This is a genomic window from Thiorhodovibrio frisius (assembly GCF_033954835.1).
GTDB lineage: Bacteria > Pseudomonadota > Gammaproteobacteria > Chromatiales > Chromatiaceae > Thiorhodovibrio > Thiorhodovibrio frisius.
On the sequence record NZ_CP121471.1, the window covers coordinates 2,522,169 to 2,541,555 of the forward strand.

General features: G+C 60.6%; 14 protein-coding genes. All 14 read left to right on the top strand.

Going from position 1 to position 19,387, the window contains the following annotated elements; all coding sequences use genetic code 11:
• Nucleotides 1–116 precede the first annotated feature (116 nt).
• The 14 genes from Thiofri_RS11720 to Thiofri_RS11785 all read left to right on the top strand — a co-directional run bounded on the left by Thiofri_RS11720 (nt 117) and on the right by Thiofri_RS11785 (nt 19,372).
• Nucleotides 117–4,475 carry a FimV/HubP family polar landmark protein gene (locus Thiofri_RS11720; RefSeq protein WP_009151679.1) on the top strand — a complete coding sequence of 1,453 codons (4,359 nt, stop codon included), beginning with the start codon at nt 117–119 and terminating at the stop codon, nt 4,473–4,475.
• On the top strand, nt 4,476–5,315 hold the full coding sequence (gene truA, locus Thiofri_RS11725) for a tRNA pseudouridine(38-40) synthase TruA (RefSeq protein WP_009151678.1): 840 nt from the start codon (nt 4,476–4,478) through the stop codon (nt 5,313–5,315).
• A 156-nt stretch (nt 5,316–5,471) separates the two neighbouring features.
• Nucleotides 5,472–6,101 carry a phosphoribosylanthranilate isomerase gene (locus Thiofri_RS11730; RefSeq protein WP_040858711.1) on the top strand — a complete coding sequence of 210 codons (630 nt, stop codon included), beginning with the start codon at nt 5,472–5,474 and terminating at the stop codon, nt 6,099–6,101.
• Between the two features lie 28 nt (nt 6,102–6,129).
• Nucleotides 6,130–7,335 (top strand): tryptophan synthase subunit beta, encoded by a 1,206-nt coding sequence (trpB, locus tag Thiofri_RS11735; RefSeq protein ID WP_040858709.1) that lies wholly within the window; start codon nt 6,130–6,132, stop codon nt 7,333–7,335.
• Nucleotides 7,332–8,174, top strand: coding sequence for a tryptophan synthase subunit alpha (gene trpA, locus Thiofri_RS11740; RefSeq protein WP_009151675.1), 843 nt, complete (start codon nt 7,332–7,334; stop codon nt 8,172–8,174). Before trpB ends, trpA begins: the two co-directional genes overlap by 4 nt.
• Nucleotides 8,175–8,355: 181 nt before the next feature.
• On the top strand, nt 8,356–9,216 hold the full coding sequence (gene accD / locus Thiofri_RS11745) for an acetyl-CoA carboxylase, carboxyltransferase subunit beta (protein WP_009151674.1): 861 nt from the start codon (nt 8,356–8,358) through the stop codon (nt 9,214–9,216).
• A 43-nt stretch (nt 9,217–9,259) separates the two neighbouring features.
• The gene (gene folC, locus Thiofri_RS11750; protein ID WP_009151673.1) at nt 9,260–10,591 is read left to right on the top strand and encodes a bifunctional tetrahydrofolate synthase/dihydrofolate synthase; all 1,332 of its coding nucleotides are present in this window, start codon (nt 9,260–9,262) and stop codon (nt 10,589–10,591) included.
• Nucleotides 10,592–10,636: 45 nt separating this feature from the next.
• Nucleotides 10,637–11,338: an SPOR domain-containing protein gene (locus Thiofri_RS11755; RefSeq protein WP_009151672.1), complete on the top strand. Its 702-nt coding sequence runs from the start codon at nt 10,637–10,639 to the stop codon at nt 11,336–11,338.
• A 50-nt stretch (nt 11,339–11,388) separates the two neighbouring features.
• Nucleotides 11,389–11,880, top strand: a complete 492-nt coding sequence (locus Thiofri_RS11760; protein WP_009151671.1) for a CvpA family protein — start codon at nt 11,389–11,391, stop codon at nt 11,878–11,880.
• 139 nt (nt 11,881–12,019) lie between these two features.
• Nucleotides 12,020–13,549, top strand: coding sequence for an amidophosphoribosyltransferase (purF, locus tag Thiofri_RS11765; protein ID WP_009151670.1), 1,530 nt, complete (start codon nt 12,020–12,022; stop codon nt 13,547–13,549).
• Between the two features lie 61 nt (nt 13,550–13,610).
• On the top strand, nt 13,611–14,807 hold the full coding sequence (locus Thiofri_RS11770; protein ID WP_009151669.1) for an O-succinylhomoserine sulfhydrylase: 1,197 nt from the start codon (nt 13,611–13,613) through the stop codon (nt 14,805–14,807).
• Between the two features lie 112 nt (nt 14,808–14,919).
• Nucleotides 14,920–16,158 (top strand): hypothetical protein, encoded by a 1,239-nt coding sequence (locus Thiofri_RS11775; protein WP_009151668.1) that lies wholly within the window; start codon nt 14,920–14,922, stop codon nt 16,156–16,158.
• 259 nt (nt 16,159–16,417) lie between these two features.
• Nucleotides 16,418–16,552 (top strand): hypothetical protein, encoded by a 135-nt coding sequence (locus Thiofri_RS11780; RefSeq protein ID WP_255324751.1) that lies wholly within the window; start codon nt 16,418–16,420, stop codon nt 16,550–16,552.
• Nucleotides 16,553–16,633: 81 nt separating this feature from the next.
• The gene (locus Thiofri_RS11785) at nt 16,634–19,372 is read left to right on the top strand and encodes a CRISPR-associated helicase/endonuclease Cas3 (RefSeq protein ID WP_009151667.1); all 2,739 of its coding nucleotides are present in this window, start codon (nt 16,634–16,636) and stop codon (nt 19,370–19,372) included.
• The last annotated feature ends 15 nt before the right edge of the window (nt 19,373–19,387 follow it).

A 19,387-nucleotide genomic window follows, 5' to 3' on the forward strand; every position in this document is an offset into this window, starting at 1 on the left:
ATTGAGGTTATCCCGTGCTTTCCGCTGTTTTGTTCGCTGTCTTGTTCAAAGGCGATCAGCGCGCGGGTGTTCATGCGTTCGCATCATTGTCGCAACATAGTCGGCTAGGAGAGAGGATGTCTCGCTTCGCATCAGTCTTACTTGCTCTGTCTCTGGTGTTCGCTTCAGCGACCTCCTGGGCGCTTGGGTTGGGTGCCCTGGTATCAAGGTCCGCACTCAATCAACCTTTCCAAGGTGAAATCCAGCTTTACGACGCTAAGGTGGACGAACTCGATAGCATCCAGGCGAAACTCGCCAGTCCCGATGAGTTCGACAAAGCCTCGGTTCCGCGCCCCTTCTTTTTGACGCAGCTCGACTTCAAGCCTGGGCTTAACGCTGCTGGCGATCCTGTCATTGTGGTATCGAGCCGCAACCCCATCCGCGAGCCCTTCATGGACTTCTTGATTGAAGTGGTCTGGGCAGAGGGGCGTATCGTCAAGGAATACACCATTCTTCTCGACCCACCTCGCGCTGGCGCTGAGCCGCCAGAGGCGATCATCGAGGGGCAGGTAATCAGCGAGGAAACATTCGAGCCGGGGCAAGGCCCCAGCATGATGGCCGCGACCGAGGCTGAGGAACCCCTATCTGAACAGCCCGATGCGCAAGGGGATGTGGCCGAAGCTGATGCTGGAACCGACACCGCAGCCGAAACTGGCACGGAGCCTGTCGATGCCGCCCAAGAGCCTGCTGGGGAGGCAATGGCACAAGATGCCAGCGCACCCGATGAGCAAGCCTCGGTCGATTCGGCAGCGGAGCCGGTTGCTGAAGCCCCAGACAACGCAGTACCCGAATCTGCCACTCCGACATCTGCCAATCAGGCCCCGGCAGCCAATGCCGCAGATGCGGACACGGGCGAATTTCCCATCCGCTATGGCCCGGTGGCAGCTGGCGTTGGACTCTGGCGCGTCGCCAGTTCAATTGCTCCTGAAGGCGCCACCGTGCAGCAGACGGCCATGGCGCTTTATCGTAGTAATTCCAAAGCCTTTGGCGGTGGCAGTGTCAACAAACTGATTACCGGCTCCAAGCTGGTCATTCCCTCGGCCGCCGAACTCTATGCGCTGCCCCCGGACGAGGCGACTCGCCAGTACAGTGCCGCCCTGAATGGCCAGTCAGTAGCGAATCAGCCTCTCGCCGAGGCTGCCGCCGAGCAACTTGCTAGCGCTTCGACCGCAGAGTTTGCCACAGCCGAACAGGTAAAAAAAAAACCTGATTCTTCCGGTTTAGCGGCTGAAGAAGCCAATCAGGAGGCGGATCAACAGTCCGAGGCATCTGCTGATGCCAGCACTGAGACCACCGCTGAGGGCACGGAGCAGGCATCGGCCACCGAGGACTCCGAGCCAGAAGAAACCACGCCAGAAGAAACCACACCAGAAGATCAGGCTCCAGAAGAGCAGACCGGGTCAACCGACCTAGCGGCAGCTTCTCCGGATGCCGAAGCCACGACGCCTTCTGATGAAGCATCTTCTGAGGAAGCCGACGCTCGCACCGCATCCCAAGCTCCCGAGACAATGGCGACAGGCGAATCCGCAGCGGATTCCGAGCCTGAAGTCCCAGGTGAATCTCCAGTCGCATCCCAAACCGCGCCCGCTGGTGAAGCGAGCACCGATGGGGCGGAACCTGCTGAAACGCCGCAAGCGCTCGCCCAGGCAGACACCCAGGATTCCACAGATGCTGATGCGACTGGGGATATAGCGCCCAAGGAGACAGAATCAGCTCAAGCTGAGTCCGCGATTGCGGATAGCTCGAACCAGGACGCGCTCGCCCCGGATGAGGCTGAGCCACAGGGCGAAGATGCCGGCGCAACCGAATTGATCGCGGACGCTGATGCCCAGCCAGCGACCGTTCCAGCTGATGGAACCCCGACCGACGCCACGCAAAGCCCGCCTCAAAATCCCGAAGAAGCTGCCATGCAGCAGCGCATTAATGAGCTTGAGGCGCAGCTCAGCAAGCTTGGCACCATGCTTGAAGAACAGGCTACTGGGACACCACCCGAGTCGCAAGCATCCTCCCAAGGTATGAATTCCGTGTTGCTCTGGTCACTGGCCGGAGCAGGTGGCGCCCTGTTGGTGACCTTGCTGGCTTTTGCTGGCGTCAAGCTGGTCTCCGGGCGTGGCAAGACGCAGGCGAAAGCCGAAATGGAGGTTGAGCCGCAAGCGAGTGAAGGGGATGAGTTGGAGGAGATCGAGGTCGACTCGTCCGAGATCGAACAGTTGGCCGTTTCCGAGCCGGCGCAGCCCTCGGCATCGCCTGCCGAGAACGCGCCCGTGGCGCCTGAATCTGATCCAGAGTCTGATCCTGCATCTAATCAGGAACAGCCAGCTCCAACGATTGAAACGCCGGTTGCCGAAGCCTCACGACCCGAGGCGCCCGCGCCAGTCGCGTCGATCCCTGCCCCGACACCGATTCCGAAACCGGTTTCCAAACCGACCCCGGAACCAATCCAACAACCAATTCCGGAACCAATCAAAACCGCGAAAGCGCCTGCTGCCGCGCCGGCTCCAACACCTGAACCGGCACCGAAGCCTATACCGGAGCCAGCACCAACACCGGCTCCGGCTGCTGAAGCTCCACCGGTAGTTTCCGAGCCCCCGCCAGTGGCTGCCGCAGAACCTCCATCGCAGGCCTCTGTAGCTGAGCCGGAAGCGGCTGAACCGCCCGCCCCGACACCCCGTGAGCAACCGGTCGCAGCCGAGCCACCCCTGAGCATGTCAGTCGACTCAGGCGCGCTCAGCGAGGCCGAAAAGAAAGCACTCGACAAGGCCGACAGCTACATCTCCTATGGCCGCCACCGCGACGCTCAGGCTGCCTTGATGACTGCGCTTGGAAAGCTGCCTGATTCCGAGGCGTTGCAGCTCAAACTCGCCGAGGCCTATGCCAGCGGTGGTAATGCCGACGACTTTGCCAAGCTACAGCAACGGATGGTCGCGCGCGGCGTTCCCGAGCGTCATCCGCAAATTTGGGAGCGCATCCTGGCAATGGTCGGCTCTGCGGGGGCTGCCGCGACGGCAGCGGCAGCAGCCGCGACTCCAGCCCAGCCGGCGCCGGTGCCCGAATCCAAACAGGCATCCAAACAGGCATCTGCTCAGCCACCAGCAGCAGCCCCCGAGCCCACACCGGAACCCATGCCTGCGCCCGAGACGGCGGATCCCAATGGCCCACCGGAACTCGATTCGTTCCGGCTGAATTTCAATGATCTCAGCGAAGAGGATCTGCAGCTTGCCTTCCCTGAGGTAGCTGGCGGCAACAAGACAGCACCGACCGGGGGGGCATCACCGGAACGCCAGGCTCGCCTGGATCAGGTGGAGATCGTGCCGGGTGGTCCGGATGCCGACGTCTCGCTTCCACTACAGGATCTCGATCAGCAACTCGGAGACGCTGGCCTGGATCCCTATGGGTCGGACAATAACCCCTTTGCCGATCTGGATGGGTTCGAGCAGGACGAGGATCTCACTCTCCCCGAGGAGGGAGTTGCGCCTGGAGACGATGCGGCCGAAAGCAATGATCTGCCTTCGCTGGACCTGCCGGAATTTAATGCCAATGCGCCAGCCTCCGAGACCTTGACCCCGCTCGAGCGTGCGACCGAAGCGGCCAAGGCCAGCCGAGGTGTTGACCCATTCGAGGAACTGGTAGCCAACGAGCTTGGCGGCGAGATGCCTGAGATACTCGAGCCACCGACTGACACGGCGGGAGAGGTCGAGAGTGCGCTCGATGGTCTACCCGATCTGGATCTGTCGCCAGCGGACGAGCCCGCCGCCGGGACAAGCCCAGCCGATGACAATGAGTTGCAGATTCTGGACCTACCCGCTGAGTCGCCCGCATCTGGCGGCGATCTGGCCGCCGATATCGAAAAGTTTCTTTCTGGCACGGAATCCGTTGCGGCAGAGCAACAGCCTAAAGCTGCCGCGACGCCTGAGGCGGAAACCAGCGAGGATCTGGATCTGTCATCCGAAGCGGGTTTTCACACTCAGATGGTTCCATCTTCCGCCGCGCCCGGGCAAATGCCATCATCGGATATTCCGGATCTCGACATCGGGTTGGATGATCTGGACTCGTTGCACTCCGCTGTCCCCGACAGCGCAGCGCCGCAAGCGTCGGCGACTCCGCCGGAGGATACGGGCACCACTGCTTCGGCATCGGCTGGCGGATCCACTGCCGATGAGCCAAGCCTGCGCGAGTCTTCCAGTGATGACTCCCCCATGTTTGGTGATGAGTCCTTAATGGCGCCAGACAGCGGCGCCAGCGATGTTCTGTCGTCGCAGTGGCGCATGGATTCGGCCATGTGGGACGAGGTCGCCACCAAAATGGACCTGGCCTTCGCCTACGTTGAAATGGAAGACACCGAAGCCGCGCGCGCCATTCTCGAAGAGGTGATTCGCGAGGGTAACGACGAGCAGCGGACCGAGGCGCAGGGGCTGCTCAAGAAGCTCGATGGCTGAATGGGCGACACCGAGGCCCAAAGCTACCGCATCGCGCTTGGTATTGAGTACGACGGGAGCTGCTTCAGCGGTTGGCAGATGCAGCATCACGCACCCACGGTGCAGCAAGAGGTGCAGGCCGCTGCCAGCCGAGTGGCCGACCATCCGGTGGTGCTGCACTGTGCCGGGCGCACCGATGCCGGGGTCCATGCCCTCGCGCAGGTGGTCCATTTTGACACCCAAGCGTCGCGTACCGAGCGCTCTTGGGTGCTCGGCATTAACGCCAACCTGCCGCCCGAGATTGCCATACGCTGGGCGCGCGCCATGCCGGCGGACTTTCATGCCCGCTTCAGCGCCCGCGAGCGCCATTACCGCTACTTGATTCTCAATCGCCCAACGCGGCCGGCCTTGCTAGCCCGACGGGCGGTTTGGACGCACCGGCCGCTTGACCTTGAGCCGATGCGCGAGGCGGGCAGGGCGCTGGTCGGCACCCACGACTTCTCAAGCTTTCGCGCCCTGGGCTGTCAGGCCAAAAGCCCGGTGCGCACCCTGTATTATCTGGAACTCAGCCGCCAAGGGGATTTGATTGAACTCGCCGTGGGGGCCGACGGCTTTCTGCACCACATGGTGCGCAATATCGCCGGGGTGCTGATGGCAATTGGTCGCGGAGATGCGCCAGTCGAGTGGACAGAGCAGCTCCTGGCTGAGCGGGATCGCACGCGCGGCGGTGTCACGGCACCACCGCAAGGGCTCTACTTGAGCGCGGTCGATTATCCCGAGCATTACCAGCTGCCAAGCGCAAGCGGCGCATCGCTCCTAACGCTCATGGTCCCGACCGCCCCGGAGAATGCGTTGGTTTGATTCACCGAAATTTGAGTCCTCTGGTTAGGCTTCTCCGCTGCGCCTGCCTTTGATTACAATAGCGCGTTTGGCTGCTCGCAGCCGGTTGCGCAATCAGGCGGTTGACCAACACCGATCAGACCCCCAAACAAAAGGGCACTCAGGACGCCTAGGATGATGCGAACCAGAGTCAAACTATGCGGACTAACGCGCGTCCAGGACATAGAGGCGGCAGTCACCCATGGCGCCGACGCCATCGGCCTGGTCTTTTATGACAAAAGCCCGCGTGCGGTGACTGTCGAACAGGCGCGCGCGCTTGCCGCTGCAGTGCCGGCGTTCGTGACCCTGGTCGGGCTCTTCGTCAATGCCGAGCCGAGCCTGGTGCGCGCGGTGCTCGCCCAGGTTCCGCTGGGCGCTTTGCAGTTTCATGGAACTGAGCCGCCAGAGCTCTGCCAGGCGTTCGAGCGTCCCTGGATCAAAGCCATTGCGGTGCGTGAGGGCCTTGATCTGGCGCAGGCCGCGAAAGATTACCAGGGTGCCGCCTCGCTGCTGCTCGACACCTACGACCCTAAGCGCGCTGGCGGCACCGGGCGCTGTTTCGATTGGGAATTGGTGCCAGAATGGCTGGCACGGCGCAGCATTCTGGCCGGCGGCTTGTCAGCTGACAATGTCGCCGCCGCCATCTCCCAAGTGCGGCCCCACGCGGTGGATGTCAGCGGCGGCATTGAGCAGGGCAAGGGCCTTAAAGACAGTGAAAAAATTTCAGCATTCATGCAAGAGGTAGCGAATGGCGACCAGTCTCGCTGAGGCCAACAGCCCGACCAATAGCCCCCAAATGCCCGCTGGCGCCTATGCGCTGCCGGATGCGCAGGGGCATTTCGGCATTTATGGTGGCATCTATGTGCCAGAAACCCTGATGCATCCGCTCGAGGAACTTCGCGCAGCCTACGAACGCTATCTGCGCGACCCGGACTTTCTAGCCGAGCTCGATGCCGATCTGCGCGACTATGTCGGGCGGCCCTCGGCGCTCTATCTGGCCGAGCGCTGGTCACGGAGACTCGGCGGGGCGCAAATTTTTCTCAAGCGTGAGGACCTCAACCACACAGGCGCGCACAAGGTGAACAACACGGTCGGCCAGGCGCTGCTCGCGCGACGCATGGGCAAGACCCGTATCATTGCCGAGACCGGCGCCGGTCAGCATGGCGTGGCCACCGCCACAGTGGCCGCGCGCCTGGGGCTGGAGTGCATTGTCTATATGGGCGAGGTCGATGTCGCCCGCCAGGAGGCCAATGTCTATCGCATGCGCCTGCTCGGTGCCGAGGTGGTGTCGGTCAAATCCGGCTCACGCACGCTCAAAGACGCCCTCAATGAGGCTATGCGCGACTGGGTGACCAATGTCGATGACACCTTTTACATCATCGGTACAGTCGCCGGCCCGCACCCTTATCCGGCCATGGTGCGCGACTTCCAAGCCGTGATTGGCCGCGAGACGCGTGCGCAGATGCTTGAGCGCACCGGCCGCCTGCCCGATGCGCTGGTCGCCTGTGTCGGCGGCGGTTCCAACGCCATGGGGCTCTTTTATCCCTTCATCGAGGATGCCGAGGTTCAATTACATGGCGTCGAGGCGGGTGGCGATGGCCTGACCACCGGTCGCCATGCCGCGCCCCTGTGCGCCGGGCGCTCCGGTGTGCTGCACGGTAACCGCACCTATCTGATGGAAGACGACAACGGCCAGATTCGCGAGACCCATTCCATCTCGGCCGGGCTCGACTACCCAGGCGTCGGCCCCGAGCATGCCTGGTTGAAAGACAGCGGGCGCGCGCATTACTCCGCCGTCACCGACTCCCAGGCGCTGGCCGCCTTTCATGACCTGACCCGCACCGAGGGCATCATCCCGGCGCTCGAGACCAGCCATGCGCTGGCCCATACCGCTGAACTGGCCCCGCGCATGCGCAAGGATCAAAGCATCGTGGTCAATCTCTCCGGCCGCGGAGACAAGGACATGCACACAGTCGCTCAGCTCGACGGGATTTCGCTATGACCCAGGCAGTTGATCGCCCAGTCAGTCGCCCAGCCAATCGAATCGCGGCCCGTTTTGCCGCCTGTCGCGAACAGGGCCGCACGGCGCTGATCCCCTTCATCACCGGCGGCGATCCGACAGCGGACATGACAGTGCCGCTGATGCATCGGCTGGTCGCCAGTGGCGCCGATCTGATCGAACTGGGCGTGCCGTTTTCCGACCCCATTGCCGACGGGCCAGTCATCCAGCGCGCCACCGAGCGCGCCCTGGCCCAGGGCATGAGTTTGGGCGGGCTGCTGGAGCTGGTGCGCACCTTCCGGGCAGAAGACCAGGACACCCCGGTGGTGCTCATGGGCTATTTGAATCCCATCGAGGTGATGGGTTATGCCGACTTTGCCGCCCAAGCGGCAGATGCCGGGGTTGATGGCGTACTCATCGTCGATGTGCCGCCAGAAGAGGGCCATGATCTGGTCGATGCGCTCAAATCCCAGGGGCTGGATCTGGTTTATTTGCTTGCACCCACCTCGGACGCCGGGCGAATCGAGCGAATCGGAGCGATTGCCTCGGGATTCGTCTACTATGTCTCGGTCAAGGGTGTGACGGGCGCCGGAAATCTCGACCTGGACGCGGTGACTGATAAACTGGCCCTGATTCGCTCCCGCATCGACTTGCCAGTGGGCGTCGGCTTCGGTATCAAGGATGCTGCAACAGCCGCGAAGGTCGCTGGCATTGCCGATGCCGTCATCGTTGGCAGCGCCATTGTCGGCAGGATCGAGGCCCTGGTCGAACGGCCCGCCGAGATCCCTGACGCCGTGGGAGACTTCGTTGACAGTCTGCGCCAGGCCATCGACAAAGCCTGAGGTGATTTCCGAGGAGAAATGCCCTGGTGGTCAGCTTTTACTGTGAATCACGGGGATTCGTTATCCGGGGCAGTCGGGACTATGAACATAAGAAGCGAATTGATTCGCCGAGCGAATCAGACGGACCCGGGTCCGAAACATTTTTAACGCAAAAACAAAACATGACCAACAGGATACAAGCGTGAGCTGGTTCGAAAAACTGGTCCCTAGCCGGATTAAAATCGAGGCAAGCAATAAGCGCACGGTGCCCGAGGGGCTTTGGGCCAAGTGCCCCGGTTGCAGTGCCGTGCTCTACCGTGCCGAGCTTGAGCGCAATCTCGAGGTCTGCCCCAAGTGCGGGCATCACAATCGCATCAGTGCCCGGCGGCGCATCGACGTCTTTCTGGATCCCGACGCGCGCGAGGAAATCGGTGAAGATCTCGAATCCACCGATCCGCTCAAGTTCAAGGACCTGAAAAAATACCGCGACCGCCTGTCCCAGGCGCAAAAGCAGACCAGCGAGAAAGAAGCCATGGTGGTGATGCGCGGTCGACTCAAGCGCATGGCCTGCGTGACGGCGGCGTTTGAGTTCCGCTTTATGGGCGGCTCCATGGGGTCGGTGGTCGGGGAGCGCTTCGTGCGCGGGGTCGAGGCTGCGATTGAAGACAATGCCGCCCTAGTATGCTTTTCCGCTAGCGGCGGGGCGCGCATGCAGGAGTCGCTCTTCTCGCTGTTTCAGATGGCCAAGACCAGTGCCGCACTCGGGCGCTTGCGCGAGCGCAAATTGCCCTTTGTCTCGGTGATGACCGATCCGACCATGGGCGGAGTTTCGGCCAGTCTGGCCATGCTCGGCGACATCAACCTGGCCGAGCCACGGGCGCTGATCGGCTTCGCTGGCCCGCGGGTGATCGAACAAACCGTGCGGGAGACATTGCCCGAGGGCTTCCAGCAGAGCGAGTTTCTGCTCGAACATGGCGCGCTCGATGCCATTATTGATCGCCGCGAACACCGCGACCGCATCGGCAGTATGATTGCCATGCTGATGCGCCGTCCGCGACCCTGAGCGCGACGCGCCCAAGCCTTGGAGCCCAAGCCGGTCGCTGCCCATGCGCTGGAACACCCTGACTGAATGGCTCGCCTGGCAGGAGGGGCTGCATCCCAAGCGCATTGATCTGCGTCTGGAACGCTTGCAGTCCGTGTGGCAAGCACTTGGCCCGCCGGCACTGCATGGACCAGTGATTACCGTCGGCGGCACCAACGGCAAGGGCTCCACTGTCACTTACATCGACGCTTGCAGCCGCGCCGCAGGCCTCAGAACCGGCCTTTATACCTCCCCCCATCTGCTGCGCTACAACGAGCGGGTGCGTATTGACGGCGAGGAAGCCACCGACCAGGCACTGTGCCAGGCCTTTGATCGCATCGACCAGGCGCGCGGGGAGATTTCGCTGACGTATTTTGAGTTTGGCACCTTAGCTGCGCTTGAGTTGTTCAGCCGCGCTCAGGTTGAGCTGATCTTGTTGGAGGTCGGGCTTGGCGGGCGGCTCGATGCGGTCAATCTGCTCGATGCCGACATCGCCATCGTCACCAGCATTGGCCGCGACCACATGGCCTGGCTGGGCGAGGACCCAAATCAAATCGCTTTTGAGAAAGCGGGCATTTTCCGCCCCGGCCGTCCGGCCATCATCGGCAGTCGCGAGCCGCCACCGCGTCTGCGCGGGCAGGCCGAGGCCATCGCTGCCCAGGTCCACCAACTCGGGTGGGAGTTCGATTGGGAACTGGCGGGCACTGAGGGCGAGCAGCAGACATGGCACTGGCGACACGTCGATGGGGCAGAACTGTTGAATTTGCCGCTGCCGGCGCTGACAGGGCAGGTGCAGCTCGACAATGCATCCGCTGCGCTCTGTGCGCTCCGTCTGCTTGCGCTGGAGCAGCGAGTAGCCTGGCCGATGGGGGATGCTCACCTGCGTGCCGGGCTGAGCGCGGCCAGACTGCCAGGGCGCTTTCAGCGCATCCCGGGCGCACTCAGCTGGATTTTTGATGTCGCCCATAATCAGGACGCCGCGCGCGTGCTGGCAGAGAATCTTCGCGAGCTTGAGATCGCGGGGCATGTCCATCTGGTCTTCGCCGTGTTTGAAGACAAAGAGGCCGAGGCCATCGCTGCTATTCTGGCGCCCGTGGTGGATTTCTGGTACCTGGCCGAGCCGCCCGGAAAACGCGCCATGCCGGTGGAGACACTGGCGGCAAAGGTGATCGCGGCAACTGGGACCGACCCCATGATGTGCGATGATCTGAGCGAAGCCTTTCAGCTGGCAGAGACCTGCGCATCGGGTGATGATCTGATCCTGGTGACGGGCTCTTTCATGACGGTGGAAGCCGCCGTGCATTATTGCGGGCCTGCGGCCGCTTCAGCCGCTATCGCAAGCAAGGCTCCTGTATAATGCGCGGCATGAATTGGCAAAGCACACAGGAGGCAGAGTCACGCGATGGATGAAAACGCCAAACGTCGGCTAGTCGGTGCTGCGGTGCTGGTCGCCCTGATGGTTATTTTTGTTCCCATGCTGGTTGATCGCAAAGACGACGACCAGCTTGGCGAGCCGATCGTGATCCCGAATCCACCCGCGTTCGACTCGCGCTTTGATTCATCGGTCGAGCCTGCTGCGAATGAGTTTAATCGCCCGCTGCCTGAGCCCGAAGCGCCGGTTCAAACGCAACCCCCAGCCGAACGCATACCACAAGCGCACTCAGACGCGCGTGATCTGCGTCCTGGCGCAGTACGGCCGCCCCCGGTCGAGGTTGAACGCCAACCCATCAAACCCATTGCTCCTGCGCCCACGCAACAAGCACCGCCGCCCGAGAAACCCGCCCCCCGGGTCTCAGGCACAACGCCATCGTCGCAACCGGCACCTGTCGCCAAACCCATTGAGAAGCCCCCGGCAGTCCCGGCAGGCGTCACATCCTGGGTCGTGCAGGTGGCCAGTCTGAGCGTAGCGGATGCGGCTACAGGCCTGCGCGACAAGTTGCGGAGCAAGGGCTACTCTGCCTTTGTCGAGCAGGCCCAGATCAACGGCGCCACCTTTTACCGCGTTCGGGTGGGGCCTGAATCAGACCGCGCCCGTGCCGATAAGATGGCGACCGCCATTGGCGCGGAAACGGGCGGCACGCCCTTGGTTCAAAAATACCGCTAAGTATACACCATGCTACTCGACGCAAAGGCCACAGGCAGAGGTAAGTGCAAATGATCTGGGTCGACTACGCCATTATCGGCATCATTGTGCTGTCGGCCATTATTGGCCTGGTGCGCGGGCTCATTAAAGAAGTCGTCTCCCTGGCCATCTGGGGTGTGGCCATCTTTGTGGCCTGGACTTTCTACCTACCGGTCTCTGAGATGCTGACGCCCTGGGTATCCACTCCCTCGCTGCGCCTGGGGCTCGCGGTGCTGCTGCTGGTGATTGGGGTGCTCTTCCTTGGAGCCATTTTTGCCTACATCCTCACTTTGCTGGTCGAGAAAACCGGCCTGTCCGGCACTGACCGGCTGTTGGGGCTGGTGTTTGGCGCTGCGCGCGGTGCCGTTATTGTGGCGCTCGCGGTTTTTCTGGCGGCCCTGACGCCACTGACCGCCGACCCCTGGTGGCAGCAGTCCCAACTGCTGGGGCATTTCCAGCATCTGGCCGATCAGCTCCTGGCACTGGTGCCGCCTGAATTGACGGCTCGGGTCAAATCGCTCTAGCGCGCAAGATCCCAGCCACCCCGGATGATCACCCCTTGTTTCACGATGACCATGATGACTGGCCAGTTCTTGCCGCTGGTCAAATGGCTGTCGTGCGTTTCACAACTGCCGGCCAGAACGGGGGCTGACTGAGGGCATTATGTGTGGCATTGTCGGCGTCGTCGGTAAGCACCCGGTCAACCAGCTCCTCTATGATGCGCTGCTGGTCCTCCAGCATCGCGGGCAGGATGCCGCTGGCATCGTCACCAGCGACCAGGAAAAACTCCACATGCGCAAGGACAACGGCCTTGCGCGCGATGTCTTCCGCACCCGCCACATGCTGCGCCTGCGCGGCAACATGGGCATCGGCCATGTGCGTTATCCCACAGCCGGCGCATCCAGCTCAGCCGAGGCACAGCCCTTCTACGTCAACTCCCCCTATGGCATCGTGCTGGCGCACAACGGCAATCTGACCAATGCCGAGGAATTAAAACGCGACGTTTTTGTCGATGACCTGCGCCACATCAACACCAATTCGGATTCTGAAATCCTGCTGAACGTCTTTGCCCACGAGTTGCAGGTGCAAAACAAACTGCGCATCGACGAACAAGATATTTTCAATGCCATCGAGGGCGTGCATCGTCGCTGCCGTGGTGGCTATGCAGTGGTGGCCATGATCCCCGGGTTCGGGATTGTTGGTTTTCGCGATCCGCACGGGATCAGGCCAATCGTTTACGGCAAACGCGAGACCACTGGCGGCACCGAGTACATGGTCGCCTCCGAGAGCGTTGCGCTCGACACAGTAGGATTCAACCTTGTCTCCGACATCGCGCCCGGCGAGGCGGTCTTTATCAGCGCCGATGGCGAGATTCACACCCGCCAGTGCGCACCCCAGCCGGTGCTCTCACCCTGCATTTTCGAGTTCGTCTACTTCGCGCGGCCGGATTCCGTCATCGACAATATCTCAGTGCACAAGGCCCGTTCGCGCATGGGCAAAAAGCTGGCGGCTAAAATCAAACGCACCTGGCCAGGGCACGATATCGACGTCGTCATTCCGGTGCCGGATACCAGCCGCACTGCTGCGCTGCAACTGGCCAATCATCTGGGTGTGCCCTATGCCGAGGGTTTCATAAAAAACCGCTACATTGGGCGCACCTTCATTATGCCGGGGCAGACGGTGCGCAAAAAATCTGTCCGCCAGAAGCTCAACGCCATTCATTTCGAGTTTCGCAAGAAAAACGTCCTGCTGGTGGATGATTCCATCGTGCGCGGCACCACCTCCCGGCAGATCATTGAAATGGCACGCGAGGCCGGGGCCAAAAAGGTCTATCTCGCATCGGCCGCGCCGCCGGTGCGTTTTCCGAATGTTTATGGAATCGACATGCCGGCGGCGAGCGAGCTTGTTGCTCATGGCCGTAGCGAATGGGACATCGAACGCTTGCTTGGCTGCGACCGGCTGATCTTTCAAGATCTCCAGGACCTGATTGAAGCCGTGCAGAAAAAGACCAAAAGCCTGGTCGACCGCTTCGATACGTCCGTGTTTGATGGTGTTTATATCACCGGCGATGTGAGCGAAGACTATCTGGCCAATCTGGAGCGCGTTCGCGGCGAGGCCGCTCGCACGCAAAAAACCGCTGATGATAGCGGTGAGAACGAAGCCGACATGATCGGCCTGTACAACCCCGCCTGAGGCGGGCGGGCAAGCATCCAAATGCGTCCCAGCAATTTCTCCTGCCACCCGCGCTCAGCGAATGACCACCGCCATGGATGATGGCATCGAGCACTTTCCGGGTTTCAGCACTCGCGCACTCCGAGTCGGGCATGATCGCACAGCCGAGGGCGAGCACAGCGAACCCATTTTTGCGACATCCAGTTTTGTCTTCGCCTCTGCCGCCGAGGCCGCCGCCCGCTTCAGCGGCGATGCACCAGGCAATGTCTACACCCGCTTTACCAACCCAACGGTCCAAGCTTTCGAGCAGCGGCTGAATGCCCTTGAGGGCGGCGCTGGCTGTGTCGCAACGGCCTCCGGCATGGCGGCCATCCTGACCATGGCACTTGGCCTGTTAAAGAGCGGGGACCAGATTCTCGCCTCCCGCAGCCTGTTCGGCAGCACCAGCATGTTGTTCGATAAATATCTGGCACGCTTTGGTATCCAGACCCGTTATGTGCCACTGGATGACCTCGACGCCTGGCGCGCCGCGATCGAGTCAGATACCCGGCTGCTGTTTCTCGAGACTCCATCCAACCCCTTGGCTGAAATGACCGAGATCGCGCCTTTGGCTGAACTCGCGCATCAGCATGGCTGTCTGCTCGCGGTCGACAACTGCTTTGCTACCCCAGCCTTACAGCGTCCGCTGGAGTGGGGCGCTGACCTCGTTATTCACTCCGCGACCAAGTATCTGGACGGGCAGGGCCGTTGCCTGGGTGGCGCGGTCATCGCGCGCGATCCAGCCGTCATTGCCGAAGTGTTCGGCGTGGTGCGCACCGCTGGTCCTTCCATGAGTCCCTTCAACGCCTGGGTCTTTCTGAAGGGGCTGGAGACCCTCAGCCTGCGCATGCGCGCCCACTCAGAGGCAGCCCAACAACTCGCCGAATGGCTGGCCGCGCATCCCACCGTTACCAAGGTGCATTACCCCGGGCTGACCCAGCATCCCCAGCATCACTTGATCGGCCGCCAGATGCAGCGTCCGGGCGGCATCCTGTCGTTCGAGGTCGGAGGTGACCGCGACGCCGCCTGGCGCGTCATCGACCACACCCGCATGCTCTCCATCACCGCCAATCTTGGCGATACCAAAACCACCATCACCCACCCCGCCACCACCACCCACGCCCGCCTGACACCCGAAGAACGCACCGCCGCCGGCATCACCGACGGTCTGATCCGCATCGCCGTGGGGCTGGAAGATATCGCAGATATTCAGGCCGACCTAGCGCGCGGACTCAAGTGAGGCGCCGCGCAATAGCACGCACCATGGGTGGGTAAGCATCGCCGCGTCCGTCACCCAACCCAAGCGTATTTGCTACAGCTATATATTTACCCTTGACTGAGAGGGGGCCTTTATGGCTTTGCCAATCATCTCCGTGTATTCTGTTCAGCATACCCTTCAAGTCGGGTCAGAATTACTGCTGATCGCTTATCTTTTTTTGACGGGTTTGAGCTTTATAGCAAGTTTTGCGATACAAAAAGCAGAGGTTACAACAACAGCGCTGGATATCGTCCGACTTCAACTACGGCTCTACTTCTGGATATCCTTAATCACTTGGCTTGTCCTGACGTTACTATCCATCGGGTCTTATACCGACGCATATTTGGTCACACTTCCTTTTGAAGACAGCTTGTCTTCTATCTACAAGGCATTGGGCTTGTTGCGGCGCAGTGATCCCGAGCCTGCGTATTTTCTGAACTTCATTTCGGTCTTCGTTATTTTTATATTTATCCCGATGCCTTTCATGATGAGTAACAAACGCCTCAATCGCTCGTTCAAAAAGGCTGCCCTGCTCATGAGCCAAAAAGATTTGATGCCTGGCACATCTATGACTATCAAGTCTTTTGAGCCTGACAAACTGCTGCCAGCGGAACTTGCTCAGAAGATGGTTAGATCAAGTTCAGAAGCCATGGTGTGGGTTGATCGTGTCTATGACAAGAACGAGTATGCGCGCTATGCAAAAATCTGGGCTGCAAGCCAGGAGCTGTATGAATATCGCAATGAACACATTGACTTGGAGTGGTCGGAAACCAACGTCAAGATTGATATCAGTCGGCGAAACAAAGATGCCATTGAAGCGACGGTTTATGAAGAATTGCTTTTTGACGGACTATGCATGCGTTTGCCTAAGGTATTTAATCAAGAGATGCCAACGGTGCTAAAAGAAGTCTGCTTGTCAAAAAGAGACGCTGGTGGCGAGACGTTGCGCGAACCCAGGCGCTATAACCCGATTTTCAAATGGCTAAAAAAATCCAGGGATATGAACGGAAACCTCGTATTCGAATTTTCTCCTCCGGCGTTCAGTTCAGGAGGAGGGGATAAGCCCGAGGTTTTCGTCGGCGAGTTAGAGAGAGCACCCGAGTTAGCCTCAGTAGACCCTTATCTGCAATACTTTGGCGTACTGGGGCAGGATCTGTTTTTGTTTTTTCACACCGGTCTCTCTGGCAATCTGCTCGAATTTAATCTAAGAGAAAGCGCAGCTGAGAATCTGGTCGCGTTTAAAAAGGATCTGCGCCTCATCATGGCACGACTCAAGGCTGTGGAGCCATTGCTTGATCGGCTGGCGAGTGAAGTCATGTTGGCTTCACGGTAAACCTCTTTGTATTCTGCTGGCTTCGTTACCGAAACCCTGTGAGCTTTCCGCTCGTTCTTGGCCGGGTGACGGCTACGGGGGACGCAGTGAAACCCGCCGGCATCCCGTCAGACCTGGCCGCGGACTCGACTGAGGCGCCGCGCAATGGCGTGCATAATCGGCGGAGAAACATTCACCTTGTCCGTGAATGCCGGATTTTTTACACTCAGGCGGCGATAAGGCAGTTTCCAATTTCGCGAATCGATGCGGAGGCTCTGCCATGAACACGCCCTCCGAGCCCGAACCCGACATCGCCGTCGTACCTGGCCATCCGCGCGACTATCGCGACGGCCATCCCCAAACCGCGCTGCTTGTGGAGGAGAGGCTTTTTTGCGTGATTTTTGAAACAATTTAGGGTTAAAAAATACCGATACCTTCAGGAAAATCTGTCTATAATCGCGCCATTCTCTCTCGCAGTGAGTAAATACTGGAACAGATGCGCGAGCCGTATCAAGCCTACTGGGGCAAGGCCAATCAGGAAGGTGGCTTTCATCTTCTGTCCTATCATGCACTGGACGTGGCGGCCTGTGGGTGGGTTCTGCTGACACGGCATGGCGGACTGCGGGCACGTTTGCTTGACCACCTTGATATCGATGAAGCGACCCTGGTTGCCTGGCTCACTTTCATGCTCGCACTGCATGATGTCGGCAAGTTCAGTTACCGCTTCCAATGTTTGAAGCCCGACTTTCCCTGGCTTGCGCGCAGTCTCCCGCAAGATCGGCGCTACAGCGTCCGGCATGACACCCTCGGGCTGGTGCTTTGGCAAGGCGCGCTTGAGGATGCGGTTTTCGGCCAGTTCATCGCCGAGCAGGCTGACCGATCTTCGCTCCGCCAGTTGCGGACTGCGCTCGATATCTGGATCAGCGCCTTTGCTGGGCACCACGGGCAGCCACCGGCAAGACGGCGTATCCCGCTGCGTGAACAATTTACCCCGGATGACGAGAAAGCCGCTGTCGCCTTTTGCGAACAGGCCGGCGCGTTACTGCTCGCGAATTCACCGCTGCGGGTGGATGAGCCGAAGGCACTGATTCAAGCACTCAAGCCCGTCTCCTGGTGGCTGGCCGGAATAGCCGTTCTGTGTGACTGGCTGGGCTCCAACGCGGACCTGTTTGCCTATCAACAGGAGCCGATGCCGCTCCCACGCTATTGGAACGAGCACGCTCTGCCAGCCGCCGAGCGTGCCATTGCGATAAGTGGCGTGCTACCGCTGGCTCCTTCGGGGAAATCCCAACGGGAATTATTCGACTATATTGACCAGCCAACGCCGTTGCAGACAATCTGTGCGGATATTGCTCTATCGAGCACGCCACAACTACTGATCCTTGAGGATCTCACAGGCTCTGGCAAAACCGAAGCCAGCCTGACGCTGGCGCAGCGCATTCAGTCCGCCGGCGCGGCAGATGGGATCTATCTCGCCCTGCCAACCATGGCGACATCCAATGCCATGCACGCGCGGATTATCGACAAAGGATTAGATCAGCGCCTCTTTGTGGGCGACCCCAGCGTCATTCTGACCCACGCTGCCGCCCGCTTGGTGCAGGCAATGGCCGCGCGAAACGCAATTTTGCCGGATGCGCCGCCGGAGGCGGATTACGACTTGGCTGAAACTAGCGCAGCCAACCTGCGCGCCGCCTGGCTCGGCGATCATCGTAAAAAGGCCCTGCTGGCCGACTTGGGCGTCGGCACCATCGATCAGGCCCTGCTGGCCGTGCTGCCAAGCCGTCATCAGTCCCTGCGGTTGCTTGGGCTCGCGCGAAAAGTGCTGATCGTCGATGAAGTCCATGCCTATGACAGCTACATGCAGCAACTACTTGCCGCACTGCTGCGGTTCCATGCCTTTATTGGTGGGCACGTTGTTCTGCTCTCCGCCACTCTGCCACAGGCGCAGCGACAGGCCCTTGTAGACGCGTTTCGCGCAGGTCTATCTGCCGCGCCCGTTGCACTTGCGGCGTCGGCCTATCCGCTGCTGACGCGCGTGGACGCAGTTGCTGTTGAGGAAATATCGGTCGCCGCTCGCGACCAAGCCAAGCGCAGCGTCGCGGTACAGTGTGTCGATGAGGTCGCGACTGTGATGCACCTGCTGGTCGACGCCCACCAGCATGGAAACTGTGCCTGTTGGGTGCGAAATACGGTGGACGATGCCATTGCCGCCTTGCAGACGCTTCGCGACCTGGGGGTTGCAGAAGACAGCCTGCTGCTCTTTCATGCCCGCTTCGCGCTGGGTGATCGTTTGGCGATTGAAAACAAGGTGCTGGCGTCATTTGGTCCGGAAAGCGATGCGGCTTGCCGCCGTGGCCGTATTCTGATTGCAACCCAGGTGGTGGAGCAGTCACTCGACCTGGACTTCGATCTGATGGTGTCTGATTTGGCGCCCATCGATTTAATCATTCAGCGCGCTGGGCGTCTTCAACGCCACGCCCGCGACTCTACTGGTGCGCGGGCAGCCCGCGAACAGCGCCCATCGCCCTGTCTGCATGTGCTGACCCAGGTGGCCGATAATGACGCAGATGCACACTGGCTTAATGGGCTGTTGCCTGGAACTGCAAGGGTCTATCGCGATCTTCGCGTGCTGTGGCGAACTGCTCGATTGCTCGCGGATCATGGCGCCATCCGAATGCCCGAAGCAGCGCGGACACTGATCGAAGGCGTCTATGGCGAAGATGGGCTGCCTGTGCCAGCGGGCATCGAGCAAGGCAGTATCGACGCTGAGAGCGAGGATTTAGCAAACACTTCCATGGGGCGTTTCAACGCCCTGAAGTTGGAGCAAGGCTACGCCGACCCGGGCATGGACTACTGGGATGACATTGTAGCGCCGACCCGCTTGGGCGAGGCCAGTATTCGGGTTCGGCTGGCGCGCTGGGACGCAGGCAGGCTCAGCCCCTGGGCTGGCGATCAAGAGACGCCATGGTCCGATTGGCTTGCCGTTGCGATGAGCGAGGTCAGCATTCGTCAGCACTGGGTGGCCGAGGCGGCGGACTCTCAAGAGCCCGGTCTCGAGGCAGCCATGGAGGATGCGCTCAGTAAGGTTTATGACCAGGGTCGTTGGAGCCGACTGCTGCCGTTGCGGCCTATCGGCGAGGACGCATGGGAAGCCGAAGCGGTCGATGGCGCTGGTGAACCGGTTCGGTTCCGGTACACCAGAATGACGGGCCTGGTCAGGGTGCGGGATCTATGACCAGCAGCACTGACA

What these genes read in the sequence shown, in the direction of transcription:
- truA (WP_009151678.1), top strand. Translation starts at nt 4,476, where the DNA reads ATGGGCGACACCGAGGCCCAAAGCTACCGCATCGCGCTTGGTATTGAG.
- trpB (WP_040858709.1), top strand. Translation starts at nt 6,130, where the DNA reads ATGCCCGCTGGCGCCTATGCGCTGCCGGATGCGCAGGGGCATTTCGGC.
- Thiofri_RS11785 (WP_009151667.1), top strand. Translation starts at nt 16,634, where the DNA reads ATGCGCGAGCCGTATCAAGCCTACTGGGGCAAGGCCAATCAGGAAGGT.
- Thiofri_RS11775 (WP_009151668.1), top strand. Translation starts at nt 14,920, where the DNA reads ATGGCTTTGCCAATCATCTCCGTGTATTCTGTTCAGCATACCCTTCAA.
- Thiofri_RS11730 (WP_040858711.1), top strand. Translation starts at nt 5,472, where the DNA reads ATGCGAACCAGAGTCAAACTATGCGGACTAACGCGCGTCCAGGACATA.
- Thiofri_RS11760 (WP_009151671.1), top strand. Translation starts at nt 11,389, where the DNA reads ATGATCTGGGTCGACTACGCCATTATCGGCATCATTGTGCTGTCGGCC.
- folC (WP_009151673.1), top strand. Translation starts at nt 9,260, where the DNA reads ATGCGCTGGAACACCCTGACTGAATGGCTCGCCTGGCAGGAGGGGCTG.
- Thiofri_RS11770 (WP_009151669.1), top strand. Translation starts at nt 13,611, where the DNA reads ATGACCACCGCCATGGATGATGGCATCGAGCACTTTCCGGGTTTCAGC.
- Thiofri_RS11780 (WP_255324751.1), top strand. Translation starts at nt 16,418, where the DNA reads ATGAACACGCCCTCCGAGCCCGAACCCGACATCGCCGTCGTACCTGGC.
- Thiofri_RS11720 (WP_009151679.1), top strand. Translation starts at nt 117, where the DNA reads ATGTCTCGCTTCGCATCAGTCTTACTTGCTCTGTCTCTGGTGTTCGCT.
- trpA (WP_009151675.1), top strand. Translation starts at nt 7,332, where the DNA reads ATGACCCAGGCAGTTGATCGCCCAGTCAGTCGCCCAGCCAATCGAATC.
- purF (WP_009151670.1), top strand. Translation starts at nt 12,020, where the DNA reads ATGTGTGGCATTGTCGGCGTCGTCGGTAAGCACCCGGTCAACCAGCTC.
- Thiofri_RS11755 (WP_009151672.1), top strand. Translation starts at nt 10,637, where the DNA reads ATGGATGAAAACGCCAAACGTCGGCTAGTCGGTGCTGCGGTGCTGGTC.